Origin of the sequence: Yoonia sp. 2307UL14-13, from assembly GCF_037572755.1 — a bacterium.
GTDB lineage: Bacteria > Pseudomonadota > Alphaproteobacteria > Rhodobacterales > Rhodobacteraceae > Yoonia.
In genome coordinates, this window is the sequence record NZ_JBBIFZ010000002.1 from 170036 (window position 1) to 184419 (window position 14384).

The window sequence follows — 14384 nt, forward strand, 5'->3', positions numbered from 1 at the left end:
GATAACCGGGTCGTGCGATTTTGTTTAAGGCATTGATAATAATTTATTTTTTCTCCTAATTGGTGGTGCGTTGCCGATCCTCACACGGTTATGTGACCTCTTTGAAGGTCGGGAAAGGCGGCGATTTTGGTGACGCCAGCCCATGTGCCGACGTGGTTCAGCTGATCCTCTGCCCGCCCTTCGATCCAGGCGGCAGAGGTGTAGAAACGTGTGATGACCCCATCCGACTGTACAGCAGACGGACGGCCATCCTTAGCAGGATTGCCCATTGAAATGGTTCCATATTCGTATGTCTGAGATGGCCTTGCTGCCAGAGGTCACGGCCCTTTAGGTCGTGATGCGCCCGTGGAGGGTGATTGCGATGTTTGTCATGTGCCACCCCTCCTGTTGTTGGCGTTGAATAGGGCCCGGACTTGGGCAGAACCCTGCGCAAAGCAGATTTTCGCTATCCGCAAACACCGGTTTCAGCGCCGGTATGCGGTGTTGCAGAATTGCGTGCCTATCGCACCCAGATTTCGATCTGGCCGCTGACCTCACCAGAAATCTGACTGTCGTAGCAGGTCACCTGCGCCACGTTGCCGAAACCGAAAGACGACAGTTGCAGATCATTTTCGCTGATTACATCGGCGGCGAACTGACCGAACGCGGCCTGCATTTCCGCTGCAGCGCGCTGTGAGATGTCGATGGCGGCCTGATCGCTTTCAGCTTCGGCAAGACCGACGAAGAACACCTCGCGCCCGGTATAGTCATCGCCCGCCAACAGATCGGCGAGGCTGACGAACATCGCACGGTTCCAGGCCCCTTCGACCCCGCTAAGCGGGCCCGAGATCAGCGTGGGGGACAGACGTTCGGCGTCGAACAGGGACTCGAACATGCGGGCGGCTGCGGCGCGCGAGGCATTGCCAAGCTCACTTCCCAGAATGGTGGCGAGCCGTTCGTTGTTCAGCCCGGCATCTTGGGTGACGGGTGTCTGATCGACGAAACCCAAGGCGGCCGCGGTGGCCTGCCCGGCCGGACGTGCGGCCGAGTCGAAAAATCCGGTGACAAGCGATGTGCTGGGGGTTGTATTCATTTGCGCCATCACCGGCCGCACCAGCGGGTAATCCCCCGAGATCAGGTTGAACGGATCCGGAGTTACGGCCTTGCCGCAAGAACCGGCGACGGGCAGCACGTCGTTGTCACCGATATTCTCGAGACCGACGACACTGATACTGCCGGGGAATTGCTGCACCGATCCCGCAATCGCCCTTTCATCGGCCATGGTCAGTACATTGCCCGCGATGGTTTTGCCTGCCGGTTCCATCACCAGCGCGATCAATTCGTCCCGCGCCGCGCTACCTGCAGGCAGTTGCAGCGGCAGGATCCGCTTGTCCGGGCCACCAAGGTCGGACCAGTTGTCGATTTCCCCGGCATAGATGCCTGCCAGATCGGCAAGCGACATCTGCGTGACCGGCACGTCCGGGGACACGACGACCGCAAAGCCGCGCAGCGCCATCATGTGATGCGTCCATGGCCCGATCAGGGACCAATCTGCGGGGCTTTGATATTCGGCCGTGTCCGTGCCCGTGAGGGGCGCCGTCACGACGCGGATCGCGCTGTTCGAGTTGCCTTGGGTGACGTTGATCGTCGCGTTCTGCTGCTGCGCGCTGTTGGCAAGCTCTACGGCACCTGCGGCAGTGATGTTTTCGGTGACCCCATCATCGGCATTGCTGGCGAAATTGTTGGCGAGGGCACCGAACAGTTCCCCGAAACCGGATTGCGCGAAACTGATCGAAAGCGTGTCGGACCGTGGTGTCACCACGGGCACAGGGGCCGGTGCGGGCGCAGGCGGCGTGGCGCTTGCGATGACGTCCTCGAAATCGTCCTCTGTCAACCCCAAGGCCGGATCGGCCAGCGCCGTCAGGCAGGCATCACCGATACAGGCCACCTCGGACGCTGGCACGCTAACAACCCCGACCGATGTTTCCACCGATAGCATCGTTCCGTTAAAACCGACGATCTGACCGGTGACGCTGATAAATCCGTCTGCCGACTGCAACTCGACCTCTTGGGCCAGCAACGCGACCGGACTGGTCGTCAAAAACAATGCGATCGCGATCTTTTTCAGCATCAGGCCTCGTATCTCCGGTCGTCGGTCAGTGTAGGCGATATCATACTTTAGTCTATGTCTGGTTTTGAACAGACAAAGCCTTTGGAAGGCAAGAATGCGGCGTGATGATTGTTTTTGGATCATTCGATGCGATTTCGTAATTTTCGATTTATTTTCAATAACTTGCTGGTGGTATCGATCATGTTCGGGGGGAGGAGGACCCACGCAAGGAAGTCTATTTTCAACACATACGAACCACAAGTGGAGCTTTGCTGTAACTTGTTGTTTTCAGGCAGAATTAAAGGGTGTCGCTTAACTTTCAAGGCGCCTATCGACCGAAATGACGTAGCGTTACCCAAGCTGGGCTTTTTCACTCTGCATCCATCGACAATGTGACCATTTCGCCACCATTTTCGCGCACCGCAACAAAGTCCGGTCCGACGGTCACAACCTCCCATTGTGCCAGCCGCCCGCCCGGGCCCACCCGATAAAGTTCCGTACTGTTCGATAACCGCAAGAGGGCGATGCGTGCCTCTTGATCGGCGAGGATGCCGACCAGGGCCAGCGTGGGCTGGGGTGCGGCGACGGGTGCAGCGGGCGTCGGCGCCTGGACAGGACTGCGTGAGGCGTGAAAAAGCGGACGTTCCTGCGTGACAGCGATGAGCGGGGCAAGCGTCTCTTCCCGCTCGGCGATACGCTGGGCAAGCGTGTCTTGCTGCTGGCTGGTTTGCGGCGGTGGCGCGGGCGGGTCGGTCCGCCAGATCAACAGCGCCGCCATACAAAGCAGCGTGCAGATCAGCAGGCCGATCAGGTTGCGCGTCGATCCCCAAAGCCTCTTCATCGCAGCGCCATCCCATAAAGGCGGGTTTGAAAGGCGATCTTGCGCCCCTGTTCCGACCTGGCGGTGCGCGCCCGCCGCAGGCTCAGTTGTTCAACGATCACGGCCGGTTTCAGCGTGCCCACCCCGTGCAGGAATTCGCCCAGTTCTTCCTCGGGCGCGACGCCGTTCAGCGTGAGGTTCAGCCGCACCATATTGTCGATCTGTTCGATTTCATCCGCGCGAATCACATCGATCTGGATGCCGAAACTTTCGGCCAGCGTCTGCAGGTTGGTCTGCAGCGCGGCCTGGGCGAGTTGCGGCGTGTCGCCGGTATAGAACTGATCCTGGGCCAGTCCGACCTGTCCCCTGTTGGACAAGGCCGCGGCGCGCGCGATGATATCGCGGTTCTGTGCGCGGTCGGCAAGTCGGTCAGATCCGCCGGTCAATGCAAGAAGGCCAATCGCGATCAGCGCGGTCACGCCAATGATCCCCGCGACATACACAGCGCGAGCGGGGGCCGTGGATTTGGCGAACTGAAAATCGCTCATCCCGCGCCCTCGCCCAATGTCGCCGCGATGCGGAACCGTTCAAGCGACTGGGTGTTGTCGCGTGTCACGGGCGAAGCGAAGTGGATGTCGGTCAGATAGGGCAGCGTGGTGAGCAGCCGGGTGACATCCGCAGCGGAGGGCGCGAAACCGATCATGGTGACGGTTTCATCCTCGATTACCAGCTGTTCCAGCCAGACACCGTCCGGCAACAGGCCGCTGAGCGTGCCGGTCAGGGCGAGTTTCTGTGTGCCGCGTGCCATCGCGTCGGCGACCGCCCGGTTGCCCTCATTGGCCCGTGCCTGTTCGCCAAGTTGCGCGCGGGCGACAGTGGCGCGTTCAGCCAAATCATTGCTGGCGACACCCTGCTGCACGGTCAGGGCGAGCGCGGAGCCGCAAAACACGATGCCACCCAGCAAGGCCAGCTTTAGGCTGACAGGCAAATTGCGCAGCGTTGCCTTGCGTGCAACGCCGGGATGCATCCAGTCGGGGCGCGCCGTGATCCGTTTGTTCTCGCCCTCACGCCGCGCGACGCCCAGCGCGATACCACGGTCCTTGAGTTTGCCGATCAGGTCCTCGACCGGTTTGCGCAGGGTGACCGCAGCGCGGGCCTGCCAGCTCTTGTCGGGTAACTCCTCGGCCACATAGAACGACAACGCGGCGTCTTCGTTGAAGGGCGATCGAAACTGGATTTCATTTTCGATGATCGGGCGCATTTCGCTGATCAGCCCGACCGGCAGCTTGAACTTAAGGTCGATACAGCTGTTGCCGACGAAGACAAGGTCGACGGGCTGGCCATCGATTTTGTCCACAAGCTGGGTAAGGGTTTCATCACCGACGAAAATATGACCCGGCTTTTCGGGACGGCGAATAATCATCTGATCTTCGCCGATTTCGATGTAGTAGTCGGACAGATGCGCCGCGGCTGCGGGTGCAGTGCCTGCCTCGGCCAGGCCCTGACTGACCAGATTGCGAAAACGGATGATCTGACGCGCGAACGGTTTTGCCGCACCGGCAAACGAAGGGCCACTTGTCCTGTCTGCCACGATGTGCCTATCCGTTCCTCAGTCAGCGCCCCCGCATTGTGTGATGCTGCCTATAGATCAGGAAGACGCGCCACGGAACAGAGAATAATCCTCGAAACTGTGATTCGGGAAGATGGTTGAGATCAGCTGTTGCGACATGCCCATGTGCCGCACCATGATCTCACCCACGATGTTGCGGTAATTGGTCACCGTCGGGAGCCAATTCCGATCGATCATGGAGTCGTCGATTGTAGAAACATCCGGCGCTATGGCCTGCTGTGTCGGCCCACCGAATGCGAACCAGCTCCCGCCTTCGCCATGGTCGCTGCCACGGCTGCCGTTTTGTTTCTTGGTCCGGCCGAATTCACTGCCAACCAGGACAACGACGTTCGACATGTCAGCGCCCAGATCGCGGTAGAAGGCCGCAAAGTCTCGCGCGCCTTCGGCCATGCGGCGGTGATAGCGGAAATTCTGGTCGGTGAACCGGTTCATCGCATTGTTGCCCGGTATCTGGTCGGAATGGGTGTCCCATCCGATGTTCCAGTCCAGCGCCGCCACTTCCAACGGCACACCGGCTTTGATCAGTTGCGCACACAGCCGAAGACCACGACCAAGGTCGGAGTTCGTATATGTCACGCCATCTGCGGGCGTATAGCTCGCGCCGGCGGCCTGCACCTCGGCGATGGTGTCCAGCAGGACGACCTGCGTGTCGCGGAATTCGCCTTCGGCCCCGGGCAGATCGACGTCGTGGGACGAGATTTCGCGCATCAGGTCGGTGAGTTGGTTGTCGGAACATCCATCGCCCATGCAGAAATCGCCGTTCCGAAGGTCGAAACTTTCGCGGTTGAACACGGCGGGGACCCGCAGTTCACCGCGGATTTCAGTGCTGATCGATGTTTTACCAGCCACGACGCCGCGCAGGGGGTGATCATTGGTCAGGTCTTGTTGCATATAACGGTTAAGATAACCGTCGATCAGATTATTGCGCGCGCCGGTGCCGATCCAGCGCTGACAGTCGAAATGCGACCGGTTGTTCGGATTGAACGATGTCGCTGGCGCGATCATCATGTTGCCCGCGTCCCAGATATCCATCAGCGGTTCAAGGTTCGGGTTCATCCCGCGCATGCCGCCTGCCGCAGGGCCAAGGTCGATCGCCGTGTTCCCGTCGCTATCTGATGGACGCTCGATCGCCATGTCGGGCCGGTAGGTATAATAGAAGTCATCGCCGTAAAGCGGAAACAGGTGCAGCCCGTCCGCGCCACCGCGCATGAACACCTTGATAAAGGTCTTGCCGCCCGCCTCTTGAGCGAAGGAGAATTTGGGGGCGCCTGCGCTACCGACCATCGCCGCAGCGGCGGTGAGGGATTTCAAAAAGTCTCTGCGCGTTGTCATGTTCGTTTACTCCATACCCGGTTTGGGTTGTCGTTATTGCAGCAGGAAGCTGGGTGTGACCGCGATAACGCCGATCGCCCGTCTATACCCACGCTGCTCATTGTTATTGCGCGGGTCGAAGATCCCGTCGTTTTGCTTGAGGGCGGTCAGCGTCGCTTCGAATTCCTCTTCCGAGAAACGGTCTGCCGTTGCGACGGCAAGCAGATAGCTGGCCACCTCTTCCGCTGTTTCGAGCCCCGCATCTTGCATATCGATTGCAAGATTGACGCCATAGCGTTCAGGTTGGCGGGCGATATTCGTCATCTCGCGATATGCCGCGATCATCGACGCAGTGTTCGACCAGGCCGAAGCGACCTCGGGCAGGCCCGTCGGAACCGGGAAGGAAAGAGGGGCATAGCCCGCATCCTCGGACGTTTCGCGAATAATCCGGTAAAAGCGTTCACGGTCGTCCGCATTCCCTGTCGGGGTTGCCCCAAAGGCACGGATGGCGGATACCGCATATTCGAACGGCGTCTTGCCCTTGCTTCGCTGATATTCCACGTTCCGGATGTAGGCCGGGTCCAGCAGGATCGCACGCAGCATCGGTTCGATTTCGCCGCCGGTTTCTTCCCACGCGGCAGCACAGGATTGCACGAAACTGGCAGGCGGCACATCTGCCACCAAAAGCTGGACGATCTTGCCGCAGATCCGATTCCGGGTCAGCGGGTGCTGGGCCAGGATCGCGATCAGTTCTTCGCCTTCCTGCACACCTGCCGGGCCTTCGCGGCCTTCGATCGTGGTATCGAAGAACGGGATGACCTTGTCGTCTGTGTCGTGCCGGTCGGGGAAGAAGGCGAACCGGTATTCCGGAGCCACGCCTTCGGCATTCGGGTTGGTCCGTTCATAGGCCCAGCCGGTGAAAATACGCGAAACGGCAATCACGTCCTCGGGCGTATATCCGGCCTCGGTCCCGATGGTGGACAATTCCAGAATCTCGCGCCCGTAGTTTTCATTGATCCGGCCACGGCGGTTCTGGTCATTGTCCAGGTATTGCGACATCAGCGGGCTGCGCGCGCTGTACAGCAACAGATCCTGAAAATTGCCAAGCGCGTTGGCGCGGAAGAAATCGCGATCGAGGATCGCCTGCTGATAGATGTTCGTGTCCTTGTTGACTGCATGAAAATGGTTGGACCAGAACTGGGCCATCACTTCCTGCAGTTGCTTTTCGCTAAAGGCCGCATGGGCGATTTCATGCGCCATCAGGCCCCGGAACATCTCACCCCGGTTATCGGTCCGGCGGTTCACAAGGTTGCCGGGCCGCATGTTCTGGAAAGCGCGGTCATTGATCCGGTCGGGGTTCAACTGCTGTTCGACATAGGCCTCGAACCCGATACCGCGCAGGCGTGCATAGAGGGCAGGCGTCGGCCCGAATGTCAGACGGCTGAGCGCTTGGGTCGCCCCGTCCGTGGGCACGACGCCTGTGACGGTATAGCTGACCGGCTCAGAGGTCACATCGGACCCGGAACTGTGGCTGCCCGTCAGTGTGACAGTGACGTTGGCGCCTTGGGCGAAGTCCTCTTCGAACAGGCGTATGGCGAATTGACCGGTCTGGGCACCCACATCGACGGTGGTGCGCCGATTCACGGGCCCGACAACGACGTCGACCTGATCGAACATGGCGTTGTCCATCACGCCGCCGAAAAGGGTCGCGCCGGTGTTGGGAACCTGGTTGTTGCTGTTGCCGACGGCGGTCAATTCGACCATCTGTGTCAGGGTGACATTTGTCGGTGGCGACAATGGTGACATCACCACGGCACCGGCGGGTGGAGGTGGGGGTGGCGCATCGGAATCACTGCTGCCACCACCGTTGCCACCGAATGCGGTGGGAATTTCAGGCACCATCCCGATCGAACCCAGACGCCCGACCGATGACGACAGCGCCACCTTGCGCTTGCCGCCACCTGATCCTTCGGTCGCGGCGCGCGTTGCGATGTCGGACGCCGTTGCGGCGCTTTGGACCGAAGCCGTCATTGGCGCGGCGCCGGGTGTCGCGGCGCCCTCCGATCTGGACGATCCGCCACCGATCGAGAAAGCCGAGGCCTGCTGCGTCTCGCCTGCGCTTTTCACTGCGGCGGGGGCGCCCGCCGGATCGAGCGACGACCGTGCTGCCAGGATTTCGTTCGCCTCATCCACTTCGATCGCCGTGGTGGCGTCCAGAATCATCTGCGGCGTCTGACCGACCTGATTGACCATGATGCCGCTGAGATAGGTATTTTCGATATCGGCCCCGCCGATTTCGACCGCATGATCACCGGATTGCAGCGACAGGATACCGGTGATGTCTTCCCGCAACTCCGCGCGGCGGGTGCCTGTCGCATCGACGACGACTTGACCATCGATCTTGATCGTCAGCCCCGAATTGCCGGGCACATGTACAGCGACCATACCGTCGGTGGGCAGGGTCAGCTTGCGCAAGAGCCGCTGATTTTCGACCGCTTCGGCGGCAAGTTTCGCCGCATCCTGAATGGTCATCGATGGCAAGTTGGCCGTCGGTTCGGCGTGCGCCGCGACACCAAGGGCGATGATGGCCGCGCTTGAAATCAGCCATGACTTGGTCGTTGTGATCTTCATCCTGACACCTGTCCCGTACAATCACGATTGCCTTTCGGGGTAGGTAGGCGGAATGCGTCTGTCAAAAGTGCCGTGTCGAATGATCCCCTTTCGGAGTTTTTCCGCCCATCGCAGATTTGCCGCTTGGAACAATCACTTAAGAAGTCCCGGAATTGCCGCGCTTTGAAGAACAGTCCGCCACTTTTCTGCCCGATTTGCCATGATTTATTGCGAAATGGCAGGCATGGGTCTATCAGATGCAGGTCTATCTGGGGTGGGTAGCTGAGGATAGGGACCAATGGCGCGTGTACTGACAGTCCATGTGGACGACATCGAAATCCCTGCCCGCTTTCTGCAGGACGGCACCCTTGCATCCAATGACGTGATCAAGGCGCGGCAGGTCAGTGCATCCACTGGTCAACCTGTGCGTGTCGTTTTGGACCGCCTTGGCATTATTTCGCAAAGCCGCTGGGCCGAGACAGTAGCCGAGGCCAACAACCTTCCGTTGATTGCCTTGGACGACTTTCCAGAGCGTCTGCCGCGCGATGACCGGTTGTCGATGGAATATATGAAGCGCAATAGCGTCGCGCTGCTATCGCTGACCGAGGATGACGTGCCGCGCATTGCGATCGCCAATCCGATGGCCCAGCAGGTCCGTCAGGCCCTGCGCATGATCTTCGGCGCGCGAATCGATTTCACCGTGGCCACCGACCGCGATATCGAGGCCGCGTTGGACCGCAGCGAGGCGTTGGGCGAGGAAACAAACGAAGAGGGCGACGCGCTTGATGACGTCATAGCGTTGGCCGATGGTGAGATCGACACGGATCGTCTGACCGAACTGGCCAACAACGCGCCGACGGTGAAGTATCTGGATGGTCTGTTCTCCAAAGCTGTTGAGCGGAACGCGACCGATATTCATATCGAGGCGCTTGAAAAAGGTCCGCGCGTGCGGTTGCGGATCGACGGGATTTTGGTCGAGACCGCGGCGGTCGAGCGTCACCTGTACGAAGGTGTCGTGTCCCGCCTGAAGATATTAGCCGGGATGGATATCAGCGAACGCCGCCTGCCGCAGGACGGGCGCATCCGGCAAAAGGCCTCGGGCCGGTCGATCGATGTGCGTGTGGCCAGTGCGCCCACGGTGCACGGAGAGACGCTGGTGCTGCGCCTGTTGGACAATTCGCAGCAGCGCGCCCGCCTTGACCTGCTGGCGATGCCGAATGCCGCGCGGGAGCGGTTGGAGACGGCGCTGGATCAGCCGAATGGTCTGATCCTTGTCACTGGCCCGACGGGCAGTGGTAAGACCACGACATTGCACGCTGCCTTGGCTGAATTGAACGAGACGGGCCGCAAGATCATCACGATCGAAAACCCAGTCGAAATCCAGACGCCCGGCCTGATCCAGATCGATATCAAGCCTGAACTTGGCTGGACCTTTGCCAGCGCCCTCCGGTCAGTCCTTCGCCATGACCCCGACGTGCTGATGGTGGGTGAGATCAGGGATGCCGAAACGGCGGAACTGGCGGTGCGTGCTGCTTTGACCGGGCACCTTGTCCTGTCGACCTTGCACACCAACCGCGCGGCGGAGGCCGTATTGCGTTTGGGCGATATGGGCGTGCCGGATTATCTGCTGAAGTCGGTGCTGCGCCTTGTCGGCGCGCAGCGGTTGGTCCGCACCTTGTGCGACCATTGCGCAGAGCCCGTCGATCTGACGGTCAATCCCAGCTATGCATCGCTGGCCGAGACATTTTTGAAAGCGGACCCGTCGCTGGGTCACCCCGACACGTGGGCCCCGCATGTGGCCAAGGGCTGCAGCCATTGCAACAATACCGGCTATTCGGGCCGGATGGCCCTGTTCGAAATGATGAGTGAGGGTGAGGCCCTGGCCGCCGCATCAGGCCAGCGCCCACGCTATCGGACCATGGGGCTGGAGGGGCTGGGCCTGTTCACTCGCGGACAGACAACGCTGAACGAATTGGTACGCGTCTTTGGCGCGGGCGAATTCTGGGTGTGACCTGATGCCCGAGGCGGCACGATCCGACCTGATCCCCTTTGATTACGCCGCCCGCGATGCCGCTGGCGGGCGCAAGAAGGGCCGTATCACCGCGCGCGATGATACGGATGCGGCCAAAAGGTTAAGGGCCGAGGGGCTGTATCCGATCGAAATTCGGGCGGCTCGTCCGGCATCGGTGGCCAAGGAAAAGCCCCGCCGCGTGTCGGGCCAAATGTCCGCGCGGCAACGGGCGGCTTTCGTATCGCGCTTGGCTAAACTGACGGGTAGCCAGATCAGCCTCGACCGGGCGCTGGCGATCATGGCCGATGGCGATGATGGCGCGATTGCGGGCCGCGCGGGTGCGTTGCGGGTGCATATGCGCGAAGGCGGCGGGTTTGCCGATGGGCTGCAACAGCATCTGGGCCTCGATGACGCTGCCACACAGGCACTGGTGCGCGGGGCAGAGATTTCGGGCGATATGGCGGACGCGCTGGCGACAGCGGCAGGTATCCTCGAACAACGGTTGATGCTGACGCGGCGGATCATGACGGGGCTGCTTTATCCATCGCTGTTGCTCGTGGTCGCCATCATCTCGGTCGGGTTGATCATGATCGCGATCATTCCGCAATTCCGGCCCTTGGTCGAAGATCGGATGGACGCGATCCCGGTGTTGGGCCGCGCGATATTCGCGATCTCGGCCACGTTGACGGCGATCTGGCCGATCCTGGTTGGCGGGATGCTGATTGGCGGCTTTGCCTTGTGGATCTTACACCGGCGGGGCCGTGCCGTGCCGATCCTGCAAACCTTCAGCGCGCGTTTGCCCGTGATCAGCGGGGTGATCGTGCGAAATCAGGTGATGATCGTCCTTTATATCCTTGCCGCCATGCTGCGCCGCGAGGTCACGCTGAGCGAGGCGTTGCGCGTCGTCACCAACACCGCGCCCGGTGGACGGGTGCGCGCGGCGGTGGATCAAGTGTCATCCGAGGTCGAGACCGGTCAGCCATTGTCATCGTCCTTGCGCGCCGCCAATATCATGCCGTCGGCGGCGGTCGAGATGATCCGCATCGGCGAAGAAACCGGCGATCTGCCGGGCATGATCGGACGGGCCGCCGCAGAAATGCGCGAGACGGCGGACCGTGAACTGGAACGTTTTCTTGCGCTTTTCCAACCCGCCTTGATCGTCATCGTGGGTCTACTTGTAGGGGTCAGCCTTTATGCGCTTTTCTCGGCTATCGTCTCGGTCAATGCGATTTCGTTCTAGGCGGACGCGGGCGACCAGCGGCTTTTCGTTGATCGAAATGCTGGTGGCCGTCGCGATCGTCGGCCTGTTGGTTGGTCTTGTGGGCCCCGCGGCGATGCGGCAGCTGCAAGGGTCGCGGGTGAATACCACCGAGGCGCAGATCAGCCAGTTGCGCGCGGCGGTCGATATCTTCGCCATCGAGACGGGGCGGGTGCCGAACGAGGCTGAGGGACTGAACGTGCTGGTCGCGGACAATGGCGCGATCCCGGGGTGGAACGGTCCTTATGTCCGCGACGGCAAGCTGCCGGTCGATGGTTGGGGCAACCCGTTCATCTACACGCTAGAGGGCGATCAGGTGCAGATCATGTCGCTGGGGGCCGATGGGCAACCCGGCGGGACGGGCCGCAATGCGGATATCACCGGATAAACGCCGCGCCGCGCGCGGGGTCGCCACGGTCGAGGTTCTGGTCGCCGTTGCCATCGTCATGGTCGTCGGGACCATTGGCGTGCTGACATTCGGCAATACCGACCGCGCGCAGGTGCGTAACGAAGCGGCGGAGTTAGGGCTGTTCCTGCAGCAGACCCGTCTGCGCGCGCTGGAGGGTGGCCGCCCGATCGAGATCATCCTTTCCGGTGATGAGGGGGTACTGCAGGCGGGTGGACACGTCTTTCCGTTCTCCGACGACATCGACATTGCGCCCGAGGCCGCACAACTGGTTCTTGCCCCTGCAGGCGGTTCGGATGGCTTGGTCATGTCCCTGACCAAGGGCACCCAATCGGCGCAGGTCACACTTGATTGGCTGACCGGCCGCGTGGTGGTCGAGTGAGGACGGCATTCAACCGCGGGTTCACCCTGATCGAGACGCTGGTGGCGCTGGCCATCGCGGCGTTGGTGATCAACGGGTTCTATAGCGCACTGTCGACGGGCAGCCTGCTCAACAGCCGCGCGGATCAACAGGCGGAAAAAGTGCTGCTGGCCACGACGATCATGGATCAGGTCGGCATCGATATTCCTTTGCGCGCAGGCACGGTCGACACGGGCACGCACGATGATCTGTCATGGGATCTGGTGATCGGCAACACGCCGCCCGCTGATATGCAGTTGGGACCTGTCTACGACGGCGAGTTGCTGTTCGTGTCGGTCAGCGTAACTGATGGGTCCGCCGATCCCGTCGTGCTGCGCGCCATTCGCTATGCGCAGACCCCGTTATGAGGCGGCGGCATCAGGAAGGGTTCGTACTGGCAGAGGCATTGGTGGCCCTCGCCATCGCCGCCTTGACCTTGGCCCTGCTGACCAGCGCCGTCTTTGGGTTGCGAATCGCGTCGGAAAGCCGTGCGGCAGCGGCCCAGACATCCGCCGCCGACTGGCTGGCAGCGCGCCGGGCCTTGGCCGATTGGGCGGGCGGTATCACAGCATCAGGCCGTCTGAACACCGAAAGCCGCATCATCGGGACCGCCACGACCGCGCGGATGGTCGTCATGCCCGAGGGCACAGGCCGCAGCGTGCCTTTCGTCGGCGAATTACGGGTCGAGGCGGTGGCAGACGGCATCTATGCCCTGATCGCCGCGCGCCATTTCGGCCAGCCCGATGCGCGGGTAACGGCGGATGAGCCGCAGGAAACCGCGGTGCTGCGCGCCTTTGATCCGATCCGGCTATTGTACCTGTTGCCACGTGAGGGCGATGTCGTTGGACTATCATGGCGGTACGAGACAGGCAGTGGCGATGACGGGGTGCCCACCGCCATCGGGATCGAGGTGGGCGACAGGCGTATGCTGACCGCACCGGTTTTCCCGACGATCAGCGCCTCGTGCCTTGGCGCACTTGGCCCCGGCGGGCTGGAGGAACGCCGATGCGCCTTGCGATAAGACGCCGCCATCGCGCCAAGGGCTACATGCTGATTACCGTGTTGTGGATCAGCCTTGCCCTTCTGCTGGCCGTTGCCGCCTTTCTGGCGACCGCTCGGCAAGAGGCGCTGGGTGTTCGCGCCGAGGTTGGGGCCGCCCGTGCGGTAGCGCTCGCCCGCAGTGGGTTGAACGTCGCGCTGGCCGATCTGGGACGGATCAACCCAGATCAGGCGCGCAGTCCGCTGGATGGCACGCCCGTCACGCTGAACATGGCCGAAGGCACTGTAATCTATCGTCTGCAGGATGAAACGGGCAAGATCGACATCCTGAACGCGCCACGTCAGTTGATCGCCCCGGCCTTGGTTCTGATTGCCGAGGCTGAGGGCGTGGATGCGTTCGACGCTGTGACCGTCGCCGACGCGATCGCCGATTTCGCGGCGGAGCCGGACGGGTCTATTGGATCGGTCTATGCCGCACTGACGCGGGCGGGGTTCAGTGCACGCACGGCGAATATCGCGGGGCGTTATCTGACCACGCTGAACTTTACCGCGCAGGTCAATCCGCGCACCGCGCCACGGGTAGTGCTGCAGGCGATCCCAGGGCTCGGGCCGAGCGACGTGGAAGAAATCATGGCCCGTCGCGCCGATGGCCAGCCCCTGCCCCGGCTTGGCAGCGCCGCGCTGTGGCTGTCGGAACGCGCCGGGCCGGTCTACACGATCGAGGCCGAGGCGATCTTGGCGACAGGTGCGCGTGCGGTCCTGCAGGCGCAAGTCGCGCAACGGGGCGTCGCCTTTCGCGGTGGGCTGATGCAATACGAAATCCTGTCGGTCCGGCAGGTGCGGTGAGCGG

At 61.6% G+C, this 14384-nt stretch carries 14 protein-coding genes; 7 read left to right on the forward strand and 7 right to left on the reverse strand.

Annotated features, from left to right (window positions below):
• Window positions 1-80 precede the first annotated feature (80 nt).
• From V8J85_RS08290 to V8J85_RS08320, 7 genes are all read right to left on the reverse strand, one after another.
• Entirely contained in the window at window positions 81-269 is a 189-nt protein-coding gene (locus V8J85_RS08290; RefSeq protein WP_339953254.1) for a hypothetical protein, read from the reverse strand.
• Window positions 270-499: 230 nt separating this feature from the next.
• Window positions 500-2110: a PstS family phosphate ABC transporter substrate-binding protein gene (locus V8J85_RS08295; protein WP_339953255.1), complete on the reverse strand. Its 1611-nt coding sequence runs from the start codon at window positions 2108-2110 to the stop codon at window positions 500-502.
• Window positions 2111-2459: 349 nt separating this feature from the next.
• Window positions 2460-2930, reverse strand: coding sequence for a type II secretion system protein N (locus tag V8J85_RS08300; RefSeq protein WP_339953256.1), 471 nt, complete (start codon window positions 2928-2930; stop codon window positions 2460-2462).
• Window positions 2927-3457, reverse strand: a complete 531-nt coding sequence (locus V8J85_RS08305; RefSeq protein ID WP_339953257.1) for a GspMb/PilO family protein — start codon at window positions 3455-3457, stop codon at window positions 2927-2929. The genes V8J85_RS08300 and V8J85_RS08305 overlap by 4 nt, the downstream gene beginning before the upstream one ends.
• The gene (locus tag V8J85_RS08310) at window positions 3454-4500 is read right to left on the reverse strand and encodes a PilN domain-containing protein (RefSeq protein ID WP_339953258.1); all 1047 of its coding nucleotides are present in this window, start codon (window positions 4498-4500) and stop codon (window positions 3454-3456) included. Before V8J85_RS08310 ends, V8J85_RS08305 begins: the two co-directional genes overlap by 4 nt.
• A gap of 57 nt (window positions 4501-4557) precedes the next feature.
• Window positions 4558-5871: a DUF1501 domain-containing protein gene (locus tag V8J85_RS08315; protein WP_339953259.1), complete on the reverse strand. Its 1314-nt coding sequence runs from the start codon at window positions 5869-5871 to the stop codon at window positions 4558-4560.
• Between the two features lie 33 nt (window positions 5872-5904).
• Entirely contained in the window at window positions 5905-8481 is a 2577-nt protein-coding gene (locus V8J85_RS08320) for a DUF1800 domain-containing protein (protein WP_339953260.1), read from the reverse strand.
• Between the two features lie 277 nt (window positions 8482-8758).
• On the opposite strand from V8J85_RS08320, the gene V8J85_RS08325 reads away from it, so the two are divergent.
• Genes V8J85_RS08325 through V8J85_RS08355 form a run of 7 tightly spaced genes read left to right on the forward strand, consistent with a single transcriptional unit; the run spans window position 8759 to window position 14380 of the window.
• Complete coding sequence (locus V8J85_RS08325) at window positions 8759-10471, forward strand: GspE/PulE family protein (RefSeq protein ID WP_339953261.1); 1713 nt, start codon at window positions 8759-8761, stop codon at window positions 10469-10471.
• A gap of 4 nt (window positions 10472-10475) precedes the next feature.
• Window positions 10476-11711, forward strand: coding sequence for a type II secretion system F family protein (locus V8J85_RS08330; protein WP_339953262.1), 1236 nt, complete (start codon window positions 10476-10478; stop codon window positions 11709-11711).
• Window positions 11695-12117: a type II secretion system major pseudopilin GspG gene (gspG, locus tag V8J85_RS08335; protein ID WP_339953263.1), complete on the forward strand. Its 423-nt coding sequence runs from the start codon at window positions 11695-11697 to the stop codon at window positions 12115-12117. Before V8J85_RS08330 ends, gspG begins: the two co-directional genes overlap by 17 nt.
• Entirely contained in the window at window positions 12098-12517 is a 420-nt protein-coding gene (locus V8J85_RS08340) for a pilus assembly FimT family protein (protein WP_339953264.1), read from the forward strand. Before gspG ends, V8J85_RS08340 begins: the two co-directional genes overlap by 20 nt.
• Complete coding sequence (locus V8J85_RS08345; protein WP_339953265.1) at window positions 12514-12903, forward strand: prepilin-type N-terminal cleavage/methylation domain-containing protein; 390 nt, start codon at window positions 12514-12516, stop codon at window positions 12901-12903. The genes V8J85_RS08340 and V8J85_RS08345 overlap by 4 nt, the downstream gene beginning before the upstream one ends.
• On the forward strand, window positions 12900-13556 hold the full coding sequence (locus V8J85_RS08350; protein WP_339953266.1) for a hypothetical protein: 657 nt from the start codon (window positions 12900-12902) through the stop codon (window positions 13554-13556). The genes V8J85_RS08345 and V8J85_RS08350 overlap by 4 nt, the downstream gene beginning before the upstream one ends.
• Before the next feature lie 26 nt (window positions 13557-13582).
• A complete protein-coding gene (locus V8J85_RS08355; protein ID WP_339953267.1) occupies window positions 13583-14380 on the forward strand; it encodes a hypothetical protein in 798 nt (265 codons plus the stop codon).
• Window positions 14381-14384: the final 4 nt, after the last annotated feature.

Bases quoted from the DNA above. Each gene is read 5' to 3' on its own strand.
- V8J85_RS08290 (WP_339953254.1), bottom strand. From the start codon at position 269: ATGGGCAATCCTGCTAAGGATGGCCGTCCGTCTGCTGTACAGTCGGAT.
- V8J85_RS08295 (WP_339953255.1), bottom strand. From the start codon at position 2,110: ATGCTGAAAAAGATCGCGATCGCATTGTTTTTGACGACCAGTCCGGTC.
- V8J85_RS08300 (WP_339953256.1), bottom strand. From the start codon at position 2,930: ATGAAGAGGCTTTGGGGATCGACGCGCAACCTGATCGGCCTGCTGATC.
- V8J85_RS08305 (WP_339953257.1), bottom strand. From the start codon at position 3,457: ATGAGCGATTTTCAGTTCGCCAAATCCACGGCCCCCGCTCGCGCTGTG.
- V8J85_RS08315 (WP_339953259.1), bottom strand. From the start codon at position 5,871: ATGACAACGCGCAGAGACTTTTTGAAATCCCTCACCGCCGCTGCGGCG.
- V8J85_RS08320 (WP_339953260.1), bottom strand. From the start codon at position 8,481: ATGAAGATCACAACGACCAAGTCATGGCTGATTTCAAGCGCGGCCATC.
- V8J85_RS08325 (WP_339953261.1), top strand. From the start codon at position 8,759: ATGGCGCGTGTACTGACAGTCCATGTGGACGACATCGAAATCCCTGCC.
- V8J85_RS08330 (WP_339953262.1), top strand. From the start codon at position 10,476: ATGCCCGAGGCGGCACGATCCGACCTGATCCCCTTTGATTACGCCGCC.
- gspG (WP_339953263.1), top strand. From the start codon at position 11,695: ATGCGATTTCGTTCTAGGCGGACGCGGGCGACCAGCGGCTTTTCGTTG.
- V8J85_RS08340 (WP_339953264.1), top strand. From the start codon at position 12,098: ATGCGGATATCACCGGATAAACGCCGCGCCGCGCGCGGGGTCGCCACG.
- V8J85_RS08350 (WP_339953266.1), top strand. From the start codon at position 12,900: ATGAGGCGGCGGCATCAGGAAGGGTTCGTACTGGCAGAGGCATTGGTG.
- V8J85_RS08355 (WP_339953267.1), top strand. From the start codon at position 13,583: ATGCTGATTACCGTGTTGTGGATCAGCCTTGCCCTTCTGCTGGCCGTT.